The sequence below is a fragment of the Halalkalibacter wakoensis JCM 9140 genome, assembly GCF_000513095.1.
Taxonomy (GTDB): Bacteria; Bacillota; Bacilli; order Bacillales; family Bacillaceae_D; genus Halalkalibacter; species Halalkalibacter wakoensis.
In genome coordinates, this window is sequence record NZ_BAUT01000077.1 from 1 (window position 1) to 18100 (window position 18100).

The 18100-nt window shown below is 37.3% G+C and carries 19 protein-coding genes and 1 pseudogene; 6 read left to right on the forward strand and 14 right to left on the reverse strand.

Annotated features, from left to right (window positions below):
- Positions 1 to 198: 198 nt before the first annotated feature.
- Complete coding sequence (locus JCM9140_RS18635) at positions 199 to 390, forward strand: DUF5325 family protein (protein ID WP_034750087.1); 192 nt, start codon at positions 199 to 201, stop codon at positions 388 to 390.
- A 74-nt stretch (positions 391 to 464) separates the two neighbouring features.
- Here JCM9140_RS18635 and JCM9140_RS18640 read toward each other — a convergent pair whose 3' ends face one another.
- The 3 genes from JCM9140_RS18640 to JCM9140_RS18650 all read right to left on the reverse strand — a co-directional run bounded on the left by JCM9140_RS18640 (position 465) and on the right by JCM9140_RS18650 (position 2490).
- Positions 465 to 1355, reverse strand: coding sequence for an NAD(P)-dependent oxidoreductase (locus JCM9140_RS18640; protein ID WP_034750090.1), 891 nt, complete (start codon positions 1353 to 1355; stop codon positions 465 to 467).
- A gap of 2 nt (positions 1356 to 1357) precedes the next feature.
- Positions 1358 to 2158, reverse strand: a complete 801-nt coding sequence (locus JCM9140_RS18645; protein WP_034750093.1) for an inositol monophosphatase family protein — start codon at positions 2156 to 2158, stop codon at positions 1358 to 1360.
- Positions 2159 to 2301: 143 nt separating this feature from the next.
- Complete coding sequence (locus JCM9140_RS18650) at positions 2302 to 2490, reverse strand: YkzI domain-containing protein (RefSeq protein ID WP_034750096.1); 189 nt, start codon at positions 2488 to 2490, stop codon at positions 2302 to 2304.
- A 242-nt stretch (positions 2491 to 2732) separates the two neighbouring features.
- Here JCM9140_RS18650 and JCM9140_RS18655 point away from each other — a divergent pair, with 242 nt between their 5' ends.
- A complete protein-coding gene (locus tag JCM9140_RS18655; protein WP_034750099.1) occupies positions 2733 to 3362 on the forward strand; it encodes a YktB family protein in 630 nt (209 codons plus the stop codon).
- A 13-nt stretch (positions 3363 to 3375) separates the two neighbouring features.
- On the opposite strand, the gene JCM9140_RS18660 is transcribed toward JCM9140_RS18655, so the two are convergent.
- A complete protein-coding gene (locus JCM9140_RS18660) occupies positions 3376 to 3654 on the reverse strand; it encodes a UPF0223 family protein (protein WP_034750102.1) in 279 nt (92 codons plus the stop codon).
- 190 nt (positions 3655 to 3844) lie between these two features.
- On the opposite strand from JCM9140_RS18660, the pseudogene JCM9140_RS18665 reads away from it, so the two are divergent.
- Positions 3845 to 5321: pseudogene (locus tag JCM9140_RS18665) on the forward strand (aminotransferase class I/II-fold pyridoxal phosphate-dependent enzyme).
- 107 nt (positions 5322 to 5428) lie between these two features.
- Here the strand turns inward: JCM9140_RS18665 and JCM9140_RS23335 are convergent.
- From JCM9140_RS23335 to JCM9140_RS18680, 4 genes are all read right to left on the reverse strand, one after another.
- Positions 5429 to 5554: a GapA-binding peptide SR1P gene (locus JCM9140_RS23335; RefSeq protein WP_081727772.1), complete on the reverse strand. Its 126-nt coding sequence runs from the start codon at positions 5552 to 5554 to the stop codon at positions 5429 to 5431.
- 209 nt (positions 5555 to 5763) lie between these two features.
- A complete protein-coding gene (locus JCM9140_RS18670) occupies positions 5764 to 6213 on the reverse strand; it encodes a hypothetical protein (RefSeq protein WP_034750105.1) in 450 nt (149 codons plus the stop codon).
- 97 nt (positions 6214 to 6310) lie between these two features.
- Positions 6311 to 7399: a M23 family metallopeptidase gene (locus JCM9140_RS18675; protein ID WP_034750108.1), complete on the reverse strand. Its 1089-nt coding sequence runs from the start codon at positions 7397 to 7399 to the stop codon at positions 6311 to 6313.
- A 141-nt stretch (positions 7400 to 7540) separates the two neighbouring features.
- Positions 7541 to 8362 carry a polysaccharide deacetylase family protein gene (locus JCM9140_RS18680; protein WP_034750110.1) on the reverse strand — a complete coding sequence of 274 codons (822 nt, stop codon included), beginning with the start codon at positions 8360 to 8362 and terminating at the stop codon, positions 7541 to 7543.
- A gap of 139 nt (positions 8363 to 8501) precedes the next feature.
- On the opposite strand from JCM9140_RS18680, the gene JCM9140_RS18685 reads away from it, so the two are divergent.
- The 3 genes from JCM9140_RS18685 (at position 8502) to JCM9140_RS18695 (ending at position 11944) form a co-directional block, all read left to right on the forward strand.
- The gene (locus tag JCM9140_RS18685) at positions 8502 to 9542 is read left to right on the forward strand and encodes an FUSC family protein (RefSeq protein ID WP_034750113.1); all 1041 of its coding nucleotides are present in this window, start codon (positions 8502 to 8504) and stop codon (positions 9540 to 9542) included.
- 117 nt (positions 9543 to 9659) lie between these two features.
- On the forward strand, positions 9660 to 11276 hold the full coding sequence (locus JCM9140_RS18690; protein ID WP_034750125.1) for a glycine betaine uptake BCCT transporter: 1617 nt from the start codon (positions 9660 to 9662) through the stop codon (positions 11274 to 11276).
- Positions 11277 to 11503: 227 nt separating this feature from the next.
- Positions 11504 to 11944 carry a hypothetical protein gene (locus JCM9140_RS18695; protein WP_034750115.1) on the forward strand — a complete coding sequence of 147 codons (441 nt, stop codon included), beginning with the start codon at positions 11504 to 11506 and terminating at the stop codon, positions 11942 to 11944.
- A gap of 48 nt (positions 11945 to 11992) precedes the next feature.
- Here the strand turns inward: JCM9140_RS18695 and lpdA are convergent, their stop codons facing one another.
- The 6 genes from lpdA to JCM9140_RS22795 all read right to left on the reverse strand — a co-directional run bounded on the left by lpdA (position 11993) and on the right by JCM9140_RS22795 (position 17943).
- A complete protein-coding gene (gene lpdA, locus JCM9140_RS18700; protein ID WP_034750116.1) occupies positions 11993 to 13402 on the reverse strand; it encodes a dihydrolipoyl dehydrogenase in 1410 nt (469 codons plus the stop codon).
- A gap of 3 nt (positions 13403 to 13405) precedes the next feature.
- Complete coding sequence (locus JCM9140_RS18705) at positions 13406 to 14698, reverse strand: dihydrolipoamide acetyltransferase family protein (protein ID WP_034750118.1); 1293 nt, start codon at positions 14696 to 14698, stop codon at positions 13406 to 13408.
- A 91-nt stretch (positions 14699 to 14789) separates the two neighbouring features.
- Positions 14790 to 15767, reverse strand: a complete 978-nt coding sequence (locus JCM9140_RS18710) for an alpha-ketoacid dehydrogenase subunit beta (RefSeq protein WP_034750120.1) — start codon at positions 15765 to 15767, stop codon at positions 14790 to 14792.
- 3 nt (positions 15768 to 15770) lie between these two features.
- Positions 15771 to 16856 carry a pyruvate dehydrogenase (acetyl-transferring) E1 component subunit alpha gene (pdhA, locus tag JCM9140_RS18715; RefSeq protein WP_034750122.1) on the reverse strand — a complete coding sequence of 362 codons (1086 nt, stop codon included), beginning with the start codon at positions 16854 to 16856 and terminating at the stop codon, positions 15771 to 15773.
- Between the two features lie 435 nt (positions 16857 to 17291).
- Positions 17292 to 17636 carry a YkyA family protein gene (locus JCM9140_RS22790; RefSeq protein WP_052002379.1) on the reverse strand — a complete coding sequence of 115 codons (345 nt, stop codon included), beginning with the start codon at positions 17634 to 17636 and terminating at the stop codon, positions 17292 to 17294.
- Positions 17602 to 17943 (reverse strand): YkyA family protein, encoded by a 342-nt coding sequence (locus JCM9140_RS22795; RefSeq protein WP_052002380.1) that lies wholly within the window; start codon positions 17941 to 17943, stop codon positions 17602 to 17604. The genes JCM9140_RS22790 and JCM9140_RS22795 overlap by 35 nt, the downstream gene beginning before the upstream one ends.
- Between the last annotated feature and the right edge of the window lie 157 nt (positions 17944 to 18100).

Sequence of the window (18100 nt, forward strand, 5' to 3'; positions counted from 1 at the left end):
TAAAAAAATACATTCTTTAAAGGGATCAGCAATGTGATTATTCTCTCCTATTATGAACGTAAATTCCCTATATAAACACTAGTATTATTACTATCTATACGATGTTTAACGTATTTGTCACATTGTTAGGGTTTTTCTTTTTTCTAATTCGAGTTACACTATGATAAGTGAATGATCTGTTGAGGAGGGTCTTATCTTATGAAGAAAGAAAACATTATGTTCTTGTTACTCTCAGCTATTACTGTTATTTGTATTATGAGTATAGGAGTTGCCGTTGCTGAAAGAAGCATTCTTATCGCCGTTTTAGCCATTGCTGGAGTCTTTATCGCGACTGGCCTTGGATTTACACTTCGCAAAAAAATTAGAGAATCAAACGAAATGCAATCATAATATAGATCATCTTTTTAAAAAAAACTTCAGAAAAAAGTACTAGAAAAAGATTTCTTTTTCTAGTACTTTTCTTTTTATTGTCTTCTTAGTAAAGTTGTCCCTGTTTTTTCCTCCAACGGCCGCACGATTGCACATACGTCTTGATCACCGTATTTCTTCTTAGCTTCAGCTACTTTTTGCTCTCCTAACTTGATAACCTCAAGCGGCATATTTACCTCTTCAGCCAATTCTAGAGCAAGTCGAATATCTTTATGTAACAAATTTATTGAAAAACGAGGCTCAAATTTCCGGTCGAGTATGGCATCAACAGACCAATCCATACTTTTGGAAAATCCAGCACTTCTCTTAATAAGGTCATACGCTATAGCTGGATCAACACCAGCTTTTTCTGCCATTATGTAACATTCAGCTAATGCTGATTGATGGACACCAATTAACATGTTATTTAATAGTTTTACGACTGTCCCACTACCTATTGGGCCAACGTGGACGATATACTCTCCAAACGCTTTCATTACAGGCTCAGCCTTTTTGTAAACCTCTTCAGAGCCACCACACATAATGGTTAACGTCCCGGCATTAGCTCCCATTGGTCCACCACTAACAGGTGCATCTAAAAAGTGTGCTCCCTTTTGTTCTAATAATCTCGCAACATGTTCATTCGTTTCCCGATTAACAGTCGAGTGGTCAATTACAATTTTCCCCTCGGTTGCTCCAGCAATTAATCCGTTTTCACCTTCATATACATCAATAATCGTCTGAGGAACAGGCAAACACGTCATAACAATATCAACATTCTCTATTAGCGCCTTTGGAGATTCAGCTTCCTTTGCCCCGTAGGCTATCGCTTTTTCGATTGGACCTCGGCTTCTTCCAACGACAAATGTTTGATACCCCGCATCAATTAGATGTTTTGCCATTGGTAACCCCATCGTTCCTAAGCCGATAAACCCTACTTTTTTCATCTTTATAACTCCTCTCCAACATAAGATGAAACCATTTCTTTATGTAAACTTGGCTTCCCAACAATAACTGTACTTTTCTCTAAATACGTTAAATGTTCTCCTCTGAATGTGGAAGCTTTACATCCAACCTCTTCAAGCAAGACAATCCCTGCTGCATAATCCCATGGAGAAAGATTCACACTTATATACCCATCTAGTCGATCTGCTGCTACGTAAGCTATTTCAAGAGCTGCAGATCCATAAGAACGAATGCTTCTCACATCTCTAACAAGAGCCTTTAATGGATTTCGATAAGGGTTTTTCTCTTGAACAAGCCATTTTGCATTTAACCCTATAATGGATTCATGTAACGGGCGTTCTTTTACTGGTACAAGTTCTTCATTGTTCAAAAAAGCACCGCGATTGCGAATAGCATGAAACAACTCATCATTCATTACATCATAAATAAGCCCGATCATTCCAATCCCTTCATGGTAAACCGCAACAGAAATGGCAAAATTATATTTCTGATGAACAAAATTCATCGTCCCATCTATTGGATCAATCATCCAAACGGTTCCACTTAACGAGTTTATTTCTTCAGCGATTCCTTCTTCACCTAAAAAATGATGGTCTGGGTAGGCTTCTTGAATCTTATTGTAAAAAAAAGATTCAATTGCTTTGTCAACCTCTGTAACTAAATCATCAGGATTAGACTTTGTTTCAATGTGAATCGGATTGGCAAGTGAATCTTTAATGATTCCTGCTGCCTCATACGTCCAAGTCCTAGCAATCTTTTCAAGTTCTAACCAATCGACTGACATCTACATAACCTCCTAAAGTGCTTTCACTTTCATTTCCATTATGACATAGATTTTCCAAATAGAAAAATATATATCATTGTCATTAAACCTAATAAAAAGAAGTGGCTCAAACGCTTGAGCCACCATACGTAACCTATATCCCCTTACACATCTAACAGAATTAACTCTTGCCGAAGTTGCTCGAGCCTTTTTTTGGTCTCCTTAATAGTTAATAAATCCTCATCGAGTAAAGCATCATGTAAAGTTGTTAACTCATAATCAATTTCAAGGCGCAACACCGGAATTCTCATCTCAACATCACCACGAATAAACTCTTTGACAACTTGTTCCATATGGCTTCACTCCTTCTTTAAGTAAATAACTAACTATAAAGACTAAATTTTCTGCTATTTAAATTAATTTTATTATAGCACATGTGAAGAGAAGAAGAAATAACTATTAAGAAAACAATAAAAAAGAGACAATGATAAAGCGTGATTATGTTTTTTCTAGAAATAATTCTTTGCAGATCATTCGAGTAATTGGACATGGATATGATAAAATAAGCGCATAAATGATAAAGTGAGGTATCCACATGAGTGTAAAAGGTTTTTCACAGTCGGATTTTGACGTATTTCATATTAATGGTTTAGAAGAACGAATGACAGCCATACAATCACAGATTCAACCAAAATTTAAAGAACTAGGCGATACTTTAACAGAAGAGCTTGCCGTACTTGCCGGAAATGAAATGTATCTTCATATTGCCAAGCATGCTAGAAGAAAAGTAAACCCTCCAAATGATACATGGATGGCCATTGGGCACGATAAAAGAGGCTATAAAAAACACCCACATTTTCAAGTAGGTTTATTTGACGACCATTTATTTATTTGGTTTGCTCTAATCTATGAGGTACCCAATAAAAAGGAAATAGCTGAATCACTATTAACAAATAGTCATTTAATTATGGAATTGCCACAAGACTTTGTCATTTCTTTAGATCATATGAAAAAAGAAGCGACATCTCTTGAACAAATGAATGAAAGTGATCTGGTAGCAAGTCTAGAACGGCTCAGGGATGTAAAGAAAGCAGAGTTTTTGGTTGGTCGTCACCTTACACCAACGAACCCAATTGTGGGAGATGGACAAGCGTTGCTGACGTACGTTAAGGAGACATACGAACATCTACTTCCAATCTACAAGCAAGCAATGACCCAACGTTAAAAAATGGAAAGAGTCATTTGACTCTTTCCATTTTTATAATGGTTTCTTTTCCTTCACGCGCCTTTTTCATAACCTGATAACTAGAAATCCCTAGCTCTTCATCATACTGTTTAAAAAGTTGTTTCTCTTCACTTTTCCCAGGAACAATTTGCTTGAAGGTTCGATAATGTCCGAGGAGCTTCTCTCTTTCAACTCCCTGTTTATATGTTTTTTCAACTAACTCGAAAAATTGAATAACTGTAATGACTTCCTCCGTTGACCAGTCAAGTGAGATTGGTAATTTTGATTCCATTTGCTAACCCTCCAATAACGACTACTTATTAGTCCTATTTTGTAACGCAAAAAGCGAACTTGTCAAATGCAGCATAGTCAAGGAAAAAACTTTCTTATATATGTTTGTTTTTCATTCTTTGCATCGATCGACATTTTTGATATACTTTCTTTGTTTTACAATTGTCTAATTAGAAAAAGAGGTGAACCTGTTGTCACGACAACATCTTACTCCGTTGTTCACTGGTGTTCGTCAACACGCCGAAAAACAACCCATTCAATTTCATATTCCAGGTCATAAACAAGGAAAAGGCATGGACCCCGAGTTCAGGCAATTTATTGGAGAAAATGCTTTGTCCATTGATTTGATAAATATTGAGCCATTAGATGATCTTCATCATCCACATGGAATTATAAAAGAGGCGCAAGAGCTAGCTGCGGAAGCATTTGGAGCTGATCATACCTTTTTCTCTGTCCAAGGAACAAGTGGGGCGATTATGACGATGATTATGTCCGTTTGTGGACCAGGAGATAAAATCATTGTTCCTCGTAATGTTCATAAATCCATTATGTCAGCTATTATATTCTCAGGAGCTACTCCCATTTTTATTCACCCTGAGATTGATCCTGTATTAGGAATCTCGCACGGAATCACAACTGATTCAGTTGAAAAAGCGCTCGATTCCCACCCTGATGCAAAAGGCCTTTTAGTTATTAATCCTACGTATTTCGGTATTGCTGGTAACTTAAAACAAATTGTTGAGATTGCTCATTCATATGATGTTCCAGTTTTGGTCGATGAAGCACACGGTGTGCACATTCATTTTCATAACCAGTTACCTATGTCTGCGATGCAAGCTGGCGCTGATATGGCTGCAACAAGTGTGCATAAACTTGGCGGATCCATGACACAAAGTTCTATTTTAAATGTGAAAGAAGGACTTGTTTCACCTAAGCGCATTCAATCTATTATTAGTATGCTCACAACTACATCTACATCGTACTTGTTGCTTTCCTCTCTTGATGTCGCAAGAAAACAGCTTGCTACTAAAGGCCGGGAACTGTTAACAAACGTTATAGATCTAGCAGAGACAACGAGAGCTAGAATTAATAAATTAGAAGGCTTAACGTGTGTAGGACATGAAATATTAGGAACTAAAGCAACTTTTGGGCTAGATCCAACAAAACTGATTATTAATGTAACAGACTTAGGAATTAGTGGACATGATGCTGAAATATGGCTTAGAAAGCAATTTTCGATTGAAGTGGAAATGTCAGATCTATATAACATTCTTTGCATTGTAACATTAGGGGATACGCAAGAAAAGATGGATCAACTCGTTTCAGCATTAGAACAACTTGTTTCAGAAAAGACACCAATATCGAAAAATAACCATAGATCTTCTGTTTATGTACCAAACATTCCAACTTTGGCTCTCTCCCCACGTGATGCTTTTTATGCCGAAACAGAAATCGTTCCACTTGAAGAATCAGCTGGAAGGATTATCGCTGAATTTATTATGGTATACCCACCAGGGATCCCTATTTTAATTCCTGGTGAGATTATTACAGAAGAAAACCTATCTTATATTGAAGAAAATCTAAAAAATGATTTAGCCCGTTCAAGGACCCGAAGACACGTCATTTAGAACCATTCGTGTTATAAAAGAACATAGAGCTATTCAATAAATCCTTATTTTAAAAGGAATATTTCATTTATACCACTGCAAAAATTTGTACGATATGACTTATAAAAAAAGAAGGACTTCTAAGTGAAGTCCTTCTTTTTTTATCTATTATTTCTTCTCTTCAGCTGTTTTGCAATGAGCGCATCCATTTCCCTTTGCATAAAGCTTTGTGACTTTCTCACCCTCAAACACATCGATCGTCTTATTACATGATTGGCAAATAATAATTCCCATTTAAGTCATCCCCTTTATGCTTTTTATTAAAATGAAAGCGTATTAAAACCCTTAAAAATATAATAATACATACTAAATGTTACGTCAACCACCAAATTGTATAACACATTTATTTTTTTAAAATGAAAAACAAAAAAAAGCCCCAACAAGGTTACGACCTTTTGGGGCACTATAAAACATTCACTATTCTTATAATAGAAATTCACTGTTTAAAAGGGATTAGGAGAGAATGTTTCATGTTGGACTTCAATAAAACGACCTACCTCTTTTAAAAATATAAAATCATCCTCTGTAACAGAGTAGCAACTCAATGGAATATGCAAAATTAATATACCTAACAAATGGTGCTTCTTATAAAACGGAAGTAGCAGCTTTTGCATATTCCGATCAACTTCAAAAAAAAGATCACCTTTAATTGCCGCCTTGCTTAAGACACCATCCCCAAAAGCCAAACTTCGCTCTAAATAACACGGTCCCGCACAAACTTTCATAATAAAGTTACAATTTGACACTTCATAAATTGCCACTGAGGAGTGCTTATGCATAATATTAGCAAACTTTCTCGTAATACCAACATAGAAGCTAGAAAGTGTCCGAACTTGTTCTCGTACTTGACCAATTTCTAGTCGTAATTCATCAAGAAAAGCAGACTTATCCATAAAGAAATCCTCCAACAATTAATATCATAATCTTGTGTTTAGCTTACCACAAAAAATAGTTGAAAGATGCTACGTTAGTCCAACAATTATCGACATATTACTCCCAAATTCGTTCTAACACTTCTAATACTTCTTCTTGAGACAGAGGCTTCCAGAAAAGCTCACCGTATATTAATAAATCTTGATGAAGGTGTAATCCTGCGTTGAAATTACCATTTACGCCATCACTTGTTCCAGAATTACCAACATAACCGATAATGGTTTCAGCATCTACTTGGTCACCAACTTGTAAATCACTTGGAATCTCATGAAGATGGGCAAAACGATTCATGATTCCCCCTTCATACTGGACCCATACTTGCCTTCCCCTTAACCTGTCAAAGATGTATTCTGGTGTATCTTGAAGTTGTGCTGTCAGAGCGAGATCTTGATTTCTTTCTTCAGGAGATCGATATTCCTCAAAGTCATGGTCGACTCTGACCACGATTCCATCTCCCATCGCATAAATCGGTGTACTTGTTGAAATTCCACCACCACTGGCAAAATCATACCAATCAATTCCTTCATGGTAGCCATTGCGATATGCTCTTGGGGCACCCGGTAAATGACTTGGGACTTTACTGACTTGTGCATCTTTTATTGGTTTCTCAAGGAAGGACAAATAGTCGACCATTTGATCCACAGTCCAATCGTCAAAGGCAAAAGCATCTGGTGGTCCTCCTACACGTTCAGTTGGCCCATACCAGTCAAAAGAAACTTGGTTATCACCATATACAACATTCGTATTAATGGCTTGTCCAAGGAATTCTACAGGAAGAAAAACCTCTTCATTCCCTTCCTCTCCTTCTATAATGAGATAGATATCTTCTGAGGCAATATATTCACCATTTCTTTCTAAAACAGGAACTCCATCTACTAAATAGTAATGATCATCGTGTAGAGTAAGATGGAGTGTACGATGAATCTCATCAAATTCATAGCTACCACCTACAATGGCCACTAAATCATCCACTAAAAATCTCGCTTCATTTTCTTGAATAGATATTGGCAAATGCTCTGTGATGTTATTGTCATCTTGAGAAGAATTTGCTGTTTCAGGCACCTCTTCTCTAGCTTGGTCTCCATTTTGACACCCGCTTAGGAGAAGAATAAAAATCATTAGAAAAAGGATTCTTGTTGTTTTCATCTATTTCAACCTCTCTACTTACTTAATTCGTCACATACCGACTATTTTACCCTTTGTAAGGTTTTATTGACAAGGTTGAGTTAATGGAAAAATAAAAGACCGTTCTCTGCCTATTTTTAACAGGCAGAGAACAGCCACCACTTAATTCGTTCTTATTTCCTTAGGATGAACGATTTTAAACCCTTGATCTTGTAAACCTGTAACAATGTCTGCTAAAGCTTCCTTCGTCCATTTCCGGTCGTGCATTAGAATGTTCGCACCTTCAATTAATAAAGGTGTCGTAGTCATAATTTCGGTAAGTGATTGGGCATCTTGGTACTCTTCCTCCCAATCGTACCCATATGTCCAATTCATCGCTACCATCCCTTCTTCTTTTACAACTTTGTCGGAAATATCTGTATTTACACCAAAAGGAGCTCGGAAAAACCTTGGCCTCTCTCCAATCAGCTGTTCAATGACATCATTTAATTCCGTAATTTCTTTCCTTTGCTCTTGTGGGGAAAGTTGGCTTAAGTTAGGATGATGCATCGTATGGTTCCCAATCTCAAAACCAAGTTCATAAATTTTTCTCAACTTTTCTTGACCTTCTTTCGTTTCTAAAAAATGACCATTAACAAAAAAGATGGCACCAACATTTAATTCATGCAAGATTTCAGCCATTTCAACACTATAATGCTCTGGTGCATCGTCAATTGTTAACAAGACCACCTTTTCATTCGCATCATCTAGTGGTTTTACTAACCAATTTGTTTCATTAATCGTGTATAGCGGCTCAAAACGTTCCGTTACCTCTTCCACTTCTATTACCTCCTCTTCTTGATTATTTTCTATGTCTAAAGGTTCACCTTCATCGACACCTTTTTCTTTTCCATCAACAAGTTCAGCCGTACCTTCTTGTTGTTGTTGACATCCTATTAATAAAATCATAAATAAACAACTTACTACTATTATAACTTGTCTCATTTCTACACCCCTTGAATATGTTCTCGCCTTTATCATATGTGGAAAATAAAGGAGTATAACATTTCGTTAACTCTCTCATACTAATAACTGAAAAAGCAAATCGTAAAAATTAGAACGAATTAAGGGAGTTCAAGTACGTATGAAGAGCTGGATTGGTCGTCGTGTAATAAAAACAGGACTAGCTGTTTTTATTACAGCATTAATATGTCACTTGATTCATTTACCACCAACGTTTGCTGTCATAACAGCTATTGTTACAACAGAACCAACTGCTGCTGACTCTCTAAAAAAAGGCCTTATTCGCCTTCCAGCCGCAGCACTCGGAGCAACGTTTGCCATTGCCGTTGATTTTATCCTTGGGCAAAATGCTTTAACATATGCGCTTGTAGCTATGCTTACAATCGTCGTCTGTTCAAAGTTAAAGCTCGATACCGGTACTCTTGTAGCAACATTAACCGCAGTTGCCATGATTCCTGGTACAACCGAACACGCCTTATTCGACTTTTCGATTCGAATCTCAGGAACATCCATCGGGATTGTCGTCTCAACACTAGTAAATTTCATCATTTTGCCTCCTAAATTTGGGCCTATACTCGTTAATAAAGTAGATGTGTTATACAAGCAGACAGCTTCTAAGTTATCTTCCATTCTCGAATCGTATTTTTTAGATGATACGGTCGACAGAACTCATCATTATCGCCAATTGCATGAAGAATTAACGAAAGCATATCAATTAACTCAATTTCAACATGATGAATGGCAATATCGGCGCTCAAGTGAATTTGAAAGACGATCATTCGGATACTTACAAAAAAAGTTGGACTATTTGCACTTAATTCTTTTTCATTTAGGGAAAATCTGTCATTTGCGTTTGAATCAAACCGTATCAGACGAAAACAAAAAGCTTCTTCAAGATACGATCCATTCATTTTGCAACATTTATGAAGATCATTATCATCAAATAACGACCAATCACTTTATTCATATCGAACAAGTCAAACAACTCTATGTTCAACAACAAAGCCAATCATATTTTTTAGCTCAAATTTGCCATGAGTTAATTTCCCTTCATGAAGTCACGACCGAACTGGCACAAATTACAACAGATGAGCGGAGGTTTTCCATGCAAGAGACAAGCTATCCGACGTATATTTTTAAAAAACAAGCTATTTATGATTAATAAGGCGGTTTTACAGAGTAAAGATAGGGTATATAAATGAAATACAATTAGCTTCTTTGCACTCTAGAGCACATTTATGGTAAGTTAGAACTTGTTTGAAAAGAAAGGTTGATGAATGTGAAAAAAGTAACACCTGTTTTTACGATCTCTGTATCAATTGCTGTTGCCTTTATTTTATGGGGTATTTTTGCTCCAGCTAATCTTGAGACTGTAACAACAGCAATTCAAAGCTTTATTACAAATGAATTAGGCTGGTTTTATCTTTTAGCTGCTACAGCCTTTTTAATTTTTTGTCTTTATTTAATTTTTAGTCCGTATGGAAAAATCAAATTAGGAAAACCCGATGATAAACCAGAATACACTTACTTAACTTGGTTCTCTTTCCTCTTTACAGCCGGAATGGGAATCGGACTTGTTTTCTGGGGAGTAGCAGAGCCACTCTATCATTTCTTTGATCCACCGACCGCAGAACCTGGATCCCACCAAGCAGCTGGTGAAGCTATGCGGTATGCCTTCTTTCACTGGGGATTACACCCATGGGCGATTTACTCTGTTGTTGCATTAGCGTTGGCTTATTTTCGTTTCAGAAAAGATTCCCCAGCTGTCATGAGTGCAATCTTACAGCCACTTATTGGGGATCGCGCCAATGGTGCACTTGGTACATCAATTAATGTTCTTGTAGTGTTTGCCACCATTTTTGGTGTAGCAACTTCTTTAGGCTTTGGGGCTGCGCAAATTTCAGCTGGCCTTTCCTACTTAATTCCAGGACTTCAAACGATGAATCAAGTTTTGTTACAATTAATCGTTATTTTAATTGTTACTGTATTATTTATGCTATCTGCTCAGACTGGCTTAAATAAAGGAATACGTATCTTAAGTAAAACAAATATTTATCTTGCTATTGCCTTACTGTTATTTGTTTTATTACTAGGTCCGACAAGCTACATAATGGGTGTATTTACACAAGGAATTGGAAGCTACCTTCAAAACTTAGCTGGTATGAGCTTCCGACTCGATGTTTACAACCCTGAGACAACATGGGTTGAAGGCTGGACAATCTTTTATTGGGCATGGTGGATTTCTTGGGCACCATTTGTTGGGACGTTTATTGCACGCGTTTCTAAAGGAAGAACAATCAGAGAATTTATCGTTGGTGTTTTAGCTGTTCCTTCCCTTTTCGGAGCATTATGGTTTGCCGTATTTGGCGGAACTGGAATCCAAATGCAAAGACTCGGGACAGCTGACATTATGGATACGATGTCTGTAAATGGTATGGAAGTAGCATTATTTGCTGTATTAGAACAATTTCCATTAGGACTTTTGCTTTCCATCATTGCCGTATTCCTCATTTCGTCGTTTTTTGTTACATCAGCAGATTCCGCTACGGTCGTATTAGGAATGCAAACGACGAATGGAAATCTTAATCCTCCAAATCAAGTTAAGTTTGTATGGGGTTTAATCATCTCAGCTACAGCTGCGGTTTTGCTTTCAACAGATAAAGGTTTAGGGGCTTTACAAACAGCAGCAATTATAGCGGCCTTACCTTTTACCGTTATTATGATCTTCATGGTTTTCTCTGTCATGAAATCATTAAAAGAAGAAAAACCAACGTTAGCTTCTGAGAAGGAACGCATACGTCAAGAGCGTTATGAATTAAAGCAGGAAAGAGAAAAATTTCGTGAAGAAAAAGCAGCATTTAAAAAAGAGAAAACTGAGCATAAGAAGAAAAAATAGTATTGGTTCAAAATATGCATGTCTCAAGTCCGAAAATAAACAATATTATTGCTTAAGAGGTATGTCAAAGGTCAATAATGACCTTTGACATACCTCTTTTTATTGCAAATATTTCTATTTGATTACATTTGTTTAATCGTCATCCGATCTGTTTCAATGCGTGATAAAATGAAGTATCCAAGTGAATTAGTAAAAAATTGTAATTTCAAACAAGGATGTGACTCGTAGTGGACAAGTATATCGAAGTGATGATTATTGGATCCATTCTATTATTAAACTCTTGTTTCTCAACCGCATCATCGATAGAAAATCCTTTGCCACAGCATCAAGATGAAACAATAACGGTACTTTTTTCTGATTCTTCCACATTACAAGATGAAAAAACCTATTACGATGCCTTACTCGAACTACAACAAATTTATCCAGCTAATATGCCATCTTTTTTCATTATTGATGCAGGAGATCGTGATGTTATACGCTATTTTAATATTGAGAAATTCCCAACCATGCTTGTGTTAACAGGAGATGAAGAAGACCTAAGAATGGAAGGTACATATACTAAAGATGAAATATTAGCACATCTTATAGAAGTGTTCCAACTAGAACAAGAAGCTAGTTTAACGATACAGACTTCTTTCGAATCTACAACAGGAGTGTACATGAATTAAGAGTTAAATATAAAGAAAAAAGGCACCTTTAATAAGGCGCCTTTTTTCTTACTTAACGATATGAATTGGTGAACCTAATGCTACTTCTGCAGCTTCCATCGTAATCTCACCTAACGATGGATGTGCGTGAATAGTTAACGCAATATCTTCTGCTGTCATACCCGTTTCAATGGCAAGACCAAGCTCCGCAATCATATCTGATGCATTTGGACCAGCAATCTGTGCTCCAATTACAAGGCCGTCATCTTTACGAGTTACAAGCTTCATGAAACCATCCGTTTCATTTAACGATAAAGCACGTCCGTTAGCTGCGAATGGGAATTTTGATGCAATCACATCAAACCCAGCATCTTTCGCCTCTGCTTCCGTATAACCAACACTTGCAAGTTCTGGGTCAGAGAATACAACAGCTGGAATCGCTAAATAGTCAATTTCTGACTTTTCTCCTGCAATGGCTTCAGCAGCAATTTTCCCTTCATATGAAGCCTTGTGAGCAAGTGGAGGTCCTGCAACGATATCACCAATTGCAAAGATGTTTGAAACGCTCGTACGACATTGTTTATCTATCTTTACAACACCGCGATCCGTAAGTTCAACACCAATTTGCTCAAGACCAATTTCATCCGTGTTCGGACGACGTCCAACAGTTACTAAGCAGTAATCCGCTTCGAACACTTCTTCTTTACCTTTAATTTCAGCAGTAACTTTTACACCACTGTCTGATTCTTCAACGCCTTTTGCCATAGCTTCCATCTTAAATTCAACGCCATTCTTTTTCAGACGACGTTCAACTAACTTAGCCATTTGCGCTTCGAACCCACCAAGGATTTGCTTACTTCCTTCAAGAACAACAACTTCTGTTCCCATATTTGAATAAGCTCCTGCTAACTCAATCCCGATGTATCCGCCACCGATAACAACCATTTTCTTAGGAACTTCTTTAAGAGCAAGAGCTCCTGTAGAATTGATCACACGGTCTGTATATTTAAATGCTGGAATTTCAATTGGAGTTGAACCTGTTGCAATGATACAATTTTTAAAGTTGTATGTTTGCGCACTATTCTCATCCATAATACGAACAGAATTTTCTGAAGCAAAGTAAGCTTCTCCACGAACGATCTCAACTTTGTTTCCTTTAAGAAGACCTTCTACTCCACCTGTTAATTTCTTAACAACAGATGCTTTCCACTCTTGAACCTTATCAAAGTTAATGGAAACTTGTTCTGCAATGATTCCCATATCTTCAGAATGCTTAGCATTGTGATAGCGATGCCCTGCAGCAATAAGTGCTTTTGAAGGGATACAACCAACGTTCAAACAAACGCCGCCCATCTCTCCTTTTTCAACAATTGTTACTTTTTGTCCTAGTTGCGCAGCGCGGATTGCTGCTACATATCCACCAGGACCTGACCCAATGACAAGTGTGTCTACTTCTTTTGCGAAATCTCCTACAACCATGCCTTACCCCTCCATTAATAATAATTGTGGATCGTTTAATAGACGTTTCACGTGGTTAAGTGCATTCTGTGCTGTCACGCCATCAATTAGACGGTGATCATAACTGATAGAAAGAGCTAGAACAGGAGCAGCTACAATCTCACCATTCTTAACAACCGGTTTCTCTTCAATACGACCAATACCTAAAATGGCTACTTCTGGGTGGTTAATAACTGGTGTGAACCAAAGACCACGAGCTGAACCAACATTAGAAATTGTCGCAGAACCGCCCTTCATTTCTGCACCACTAAGTTTACCATCACGAGCTTTTGCTGCCAACTCATTAATTTCATCAGCAAGTGCAAAAATCGATTTACGATCAGCATCTTTTACAACAGGAACGAATAAACCATGTTCCGTGTCAGCCGCAATTCCAATATTAAAGTAGTTTTTGTATACAATTTCATCGTTAGCATCATCAATAGAAGCATTTAAAGCTGGGAATTTACGTAATGCAGCAGTTAGAGCTTTAACTACATAAGGTAAATACGTTAGCTTTGTTCCCTGTTCAGCTGCCAACTCTTTGTATTGTTTACGGTGAGCAACTAAATTTGAAACCTCAATCTCATCCATATGTGTAACGTGAGGAGCTGTATGTTTCGAGTTAACCATTGCTTTTGCAATAGCTTTACGTACCCCTTTGAATGGTACTCGATGCTCAAGTTCACCAACTGGGATTGCAACCGGCTCAGATTTTTGAGGAGCTGCCGCTGTTGCTGCAGGTGCTTCCTTCGCATCTGTAGTTTCAGTTGCTTCAGCTGGAGCACCGCCGCTTAGGAATGTGTCGATGTCTTCTTTTACTACTCGACCATTTTTTCCAGTTCCCGTTACCTTTTGAATTGCTACTCCTTTTTCACGAGCGTATTTACGAACAGAAGGCATTGCAATAACACGTGTGTCATTGTCTACTTCATCATTAGCCGTATCTGCAGCTGGCTCAGAAGATTTCGCTACTTCCTCTTCTTTTGTTGACTCAGCAGTAGCTTCTTCAGCCTCATCTTCGTCTGCTGTATTCGCATCTCCTGCATCAATGGTTAAAAGAACATCGCCAACGATGCTAACTGTTCCTTCTTCTACTTTCACTTCTAGAACTTTTCCATCAACTGGAGAAGGAATTTCTACAACTGCTTTATCATTTTGTACTTCAAGAAGAATATCATCTTCCTTGATTTCGTCACCTGGTTTTACAAACCACTTTACAATTTCACCTTCATGGATACCTTCGCCAATATCCGGCAATTTAAATTTATATGCCACTTTGAAGTGCCTCCTTTTATCCTCATGTTCTAAATTTAAATGAAAAGGAAAGACTTGATCTTCCCTTTTCATACGTTCGGACTTTGTTTAATTAGAAATTGATCACTTTTTTAGCTGTTTCAATAATTCCTTTATAATCAGGCAACCAAACGTCTTCTGCTTGTGCAAATGGGTATACTGTATCAGGTGCAGCCACACGAAGTACAGGAGCTTCTAAGCTAAGAATCGCACGCTCTGTAATTTCAGCAACAACGTTCGCACCAATACCTGCTTGCTTCTGAGCTTCTTGTACCACAATAGCGCGGTTTGTTTTTTCTACAGAAGCAATAATTGTGTCGATATCTAATGGGCTAATTGTCATTAAGTCAATGACCTCAACCTCAATACCTTCTTTTTCAAGCTCTTCTGCTGCTTTAAGAGAAGAATGTACCATTGCACCATATGTAACAATAGTTAAGTCTTTTCCTTCACGCTTAATATCAGCTTTTCCTAATGGAATTGTGTATTCTTCTTCTGGAACTTCACCACGGAATGAACGGTAAAGTTTCATATGCTCTAAGTAAACAACTGGATCATTGTCACGGATTGCTGAAATTAAAAGTCCTTTTGCATCATATGGAGTTGATGGAATAACAACCTTAATACCAGGTGTTTGAGCAACAAGACCTTCTAAGCTGTCAGCATGCATTTCTGGCGTTTTTACTCCGCCTCCAAAAGGAGAACGCACCGTAATCGGTGAAGTTAGTTTGCCACCAGTACGGTAACGCATACGGTTCATTTGTCCAGCTACAGAATCAAATACTTCAAATAAGAAGCCAAAAAATTGAATTTCCATTACTGGACGGAAACCTGTCAATCCTAACCCGATTGCTAAGCCCCCAATACCAGACTCTGCAAGCGGTGTATCAAATACACGCTCTTCACCAAATTCATTTTGTAAACCTTCAGTCGCACGGAATACTCCACCGTTTTGACCAACGTCTTCACCGAACACAAGAACATCTTCATTATTCTTAAGCTCATTACGCATCGCGTCCGTAATTGCTTGAATCATCGTCATTTGTGCCATAGGTTACTTCGACTCCTTTGCTGTGTATTCTTCCATTTGCTCACGAAGATTGTGTGGTAGATCTTCAAACATAAAGCTAATAAGATCTGTCACTTTTTGCTTCGGCGCAGCATCTGCTTCTTTCATAGCCGCTTTAATATCTTCTTTTGCTTGTTCTACTGTTTCATTTTCTTTTTCTTCTGTCCAAAGATTCTTCTTCTCTAAGAATTTACGGAAACGAACAAGTGGATCTTTTTTCGTCCATTCATCATCAAGATCTGAAGAACGGTAACGCGTAGGGTCATCCCCTGCCATTGTATGAGGTCCATAACGATACGTCATTGTCTCAATTAATGTAGGGCCTTCACCAGCTAACGCACGTTCACGAGCTTCTGTTGTTGCTGCATAAACAGCGAGAATATCCATTCCGTCTACTTGAATTCCTTCAATACCTGCTGCTACCGCCTTTTGAGCAATTGTTTTTGCTGCAGATTGCTTTTCAACAGGAGTAGAAATAGCAAAACGGTTGTTTTGTACGATAAATACCGCAGGAGCATTGTAAGCACCAGCAAAGTTCATTCCTTCATAGAAATCCCCTTGAGATGCACCACCATCACCTGTATAGGTAATCGCAATATTGTTTTTATTTTTACGTTTAAGACCTAGTGCAACCCCAGCTGTTTGGATGATTTGAGCTCCAATAATAATTTGAGGAAACAAAACATTTAATCCATCTGGAAATTGACTTCCTGCAAAATGTCCACGAGACCATAAAAATGCTTGGTGTAATGGCAAACCATGGAATACAATTTGAGGAACATCACGATATCCAGGTAAAATCCAATCTTCTTTATCCAAAGCAAATTGACTTCCTAACATAGAAGCTTCTTGACCTGCAACTGGTGCGTAGAAGCCTAGACGACCTTGACGGTTTAATGAAATAGCACGTTGGTCCCAAATACGTGTATAAACCATACGTCTCATCATTTCTTGTAATTGTTCATCACTTAAATTTGGCATTGCTGCTTCATTAACAACTTCGCCTTCTTCATTTAAGATCTGGAAAGTTTCAAATTGATTTTCAACTTGTTCTAACGTTTTAGTACTCAATTACCTTCACCTCTTCCTTTCGAATAAAAACTAAAAGCATATTAATGACTATTTGACAAATCTCACCCATAGGATACCCAAACTCATTTCATCCATAACCGTTAGGCGAAAGTTTGAAACAAAAATTCATGGATTTTCCATTAAGTTTGACTAGCATTTCGCTATAGTTTGAGTTGTATAACCATATGAAGATTAACTGTATTAGTCAAATTCAAAACAAAAATGATACAACTTTGCTTACGGGTTTTAGTCTACATCAACGAGATAAATTACGTCAATCCTTTTGCTTATCTATTTTGAGTAATTTTTTAAAAGAAGATTTTTTTCTTCTCTAACCGCCTCTGTTATATATCAATAATAGTCAATATTACTACAGATCTCATAATCGCTTCTTTTTCCTTTCAAAAAGTAAAAAAACAAAAAAAGCCCAACGTACTAGTCAAACTGTACGTTAAGCTCTGCCTTGGAATAAAACTCTCTCTTTAATTCATTATACGCATCTGTCGATTCATTAAATTGCTGTTTGGAATCGCTAACTTTCTCGTATGCTTCATTTACTTCATCGATTTGCTCTTGCAAAATCTCCATCGTTAACTCTTCATCTTTAAGCATTTCAAATAATTGTTTGTCTAAGGTAATAGCATCTTCATAATGATCGTATAAAGTTTGATAATGATTATAACGATCATTCATTGCTTCAATGAGTTCTTCTAGTACCGAATTCAACTCTTCCTGATCTATGTTTTCAATCTTCTTTTTTAACTTTTTGAAACTGTTCAAAACTTTCTTCAATGCTCTCTTTTTCTAGCTGTAGCATAGCCTCACGAGCCTGAGCAGATTCAAGTGCTTCATTTGCTAACGTTTCTATTTCTTCATATTCATCCATACCTAATCCGATTATTTGCTCAAATAGCTCGTTTTCTCTTAATTCAGCTTTTTGCAAAGGTGCTTGCTGCTGTTCAAAAGGTATTTCAAGCTCCACTGCTGCTTCTAATTGATGGTATACCGATTCTGCCGGATTTTCACCACATCCTGATAATAAAATACTTACTAAAAAAAGAATAAGACCCCACTTAAAACGTATCAACGTTATTTCCCCCTATCCATATGCGTACATACAATTTACCAATCTTTTCTGTTCCCAGCTAGTATATGAGTACGCTTTTTGTAATATGAGCCTGTCCATCGATTAATTATAAAAGAATTTTAAAAAATGGGCATTCATCCAACCATCATTGATTGTG

Bases quoted from the DNA above. Each gene is read 5' to 3' on its own strand.
- JCM9140_RS18710 (WP_034750120.1), bottom strand. From the start codon at position 15,767: ATGGCACAAATGACGATGATTCAAGCAATTACGGACGCGATGCGTAAT.
- JCM9140_RS18640 (WP_034750090.1), bottom strand. From the start codon at position 1,355: ATGAAAAAAGTAGGGTTTATCGGCTTAGGAACGATGGGGTTACCAATG.
- JCM9140_RS18670 (WP_034750105.1), bottom strand. From the start codon at position 6,213: ATGGATAAGTCTGCTTTTCTTGATGAATTACGACTAGAAATTGGTCAA.
- JCM9140_RS18650 (WP_034750096.1), bottom strand. From the start codon at position 2,490: ATGGAACAAGTTGTCAAAGAGTTTATTCGTGGTGATGTTGAGATGAGA.
- JCM9140_RS18655 (WP_034750099.1), top strand. From the start codon at position 2,733: ATGAGTGTAAAAGGTTTTTCACAGTCGGATTTTGACGTATTTCATATT.
- JCM9140_RS18675 (WP_034750108.1), bottom strand. From the start codon at position 7,399: ATGAAAACAACAAGAATCCTTTTTCTAATGATTTTTATTCTTCTCCTA.
- JCM9140_RS18635 (WP_034750087.1), top strand. From the start codon at position 199: ATGAAGAAAGAAAACATTATGTTCTTGTTACTCTCAGCTATTACTGTT.
- JCM9140_RS18660 (WP_034750102.1), bottom strand. From the start codon at position 3,654: ATGGAATCAAAATTACCAATCTCACTTGACTGGTCAACGGAGGAAGTC.
- JCM9140_RS18645 (WP_034750093.1), bottom strand. From the start codon at position 2,158: ATGTCAGTCGATTGGTTAGAACTTGAAAAGATTGCTAGGACTTGGACG.
- JCM9140_RS18680 (WP_034750110.1), bottom strand. From the start codon at position 8,362: ATGAGACAAGTTATAATAGTAGTAAGTTGTTTATTTATGATTTTATTA.
- JCM9140_RS23335 (WP_081727772.1), bottom strand. From the start codon at position 5,554: ATGGGAATTATTATTTGCCAATCATGTAATAAGACGATCGATGTGTTT.
- lpdA (WP_034750116.1), bottom strand. From the start codon at position 13,402: ATGGTTGTAGGAGATTTCGCAAAAGAAGTAGACACACTTGTCATTGGG.
- JCM9140_RS18685 (WP_034750113.1), top strand. From the start codon at position 8,502: ATGAAGAGCTGGATTGGTCGTCGTGTAATAAAAACAGGACTAGCTGTT.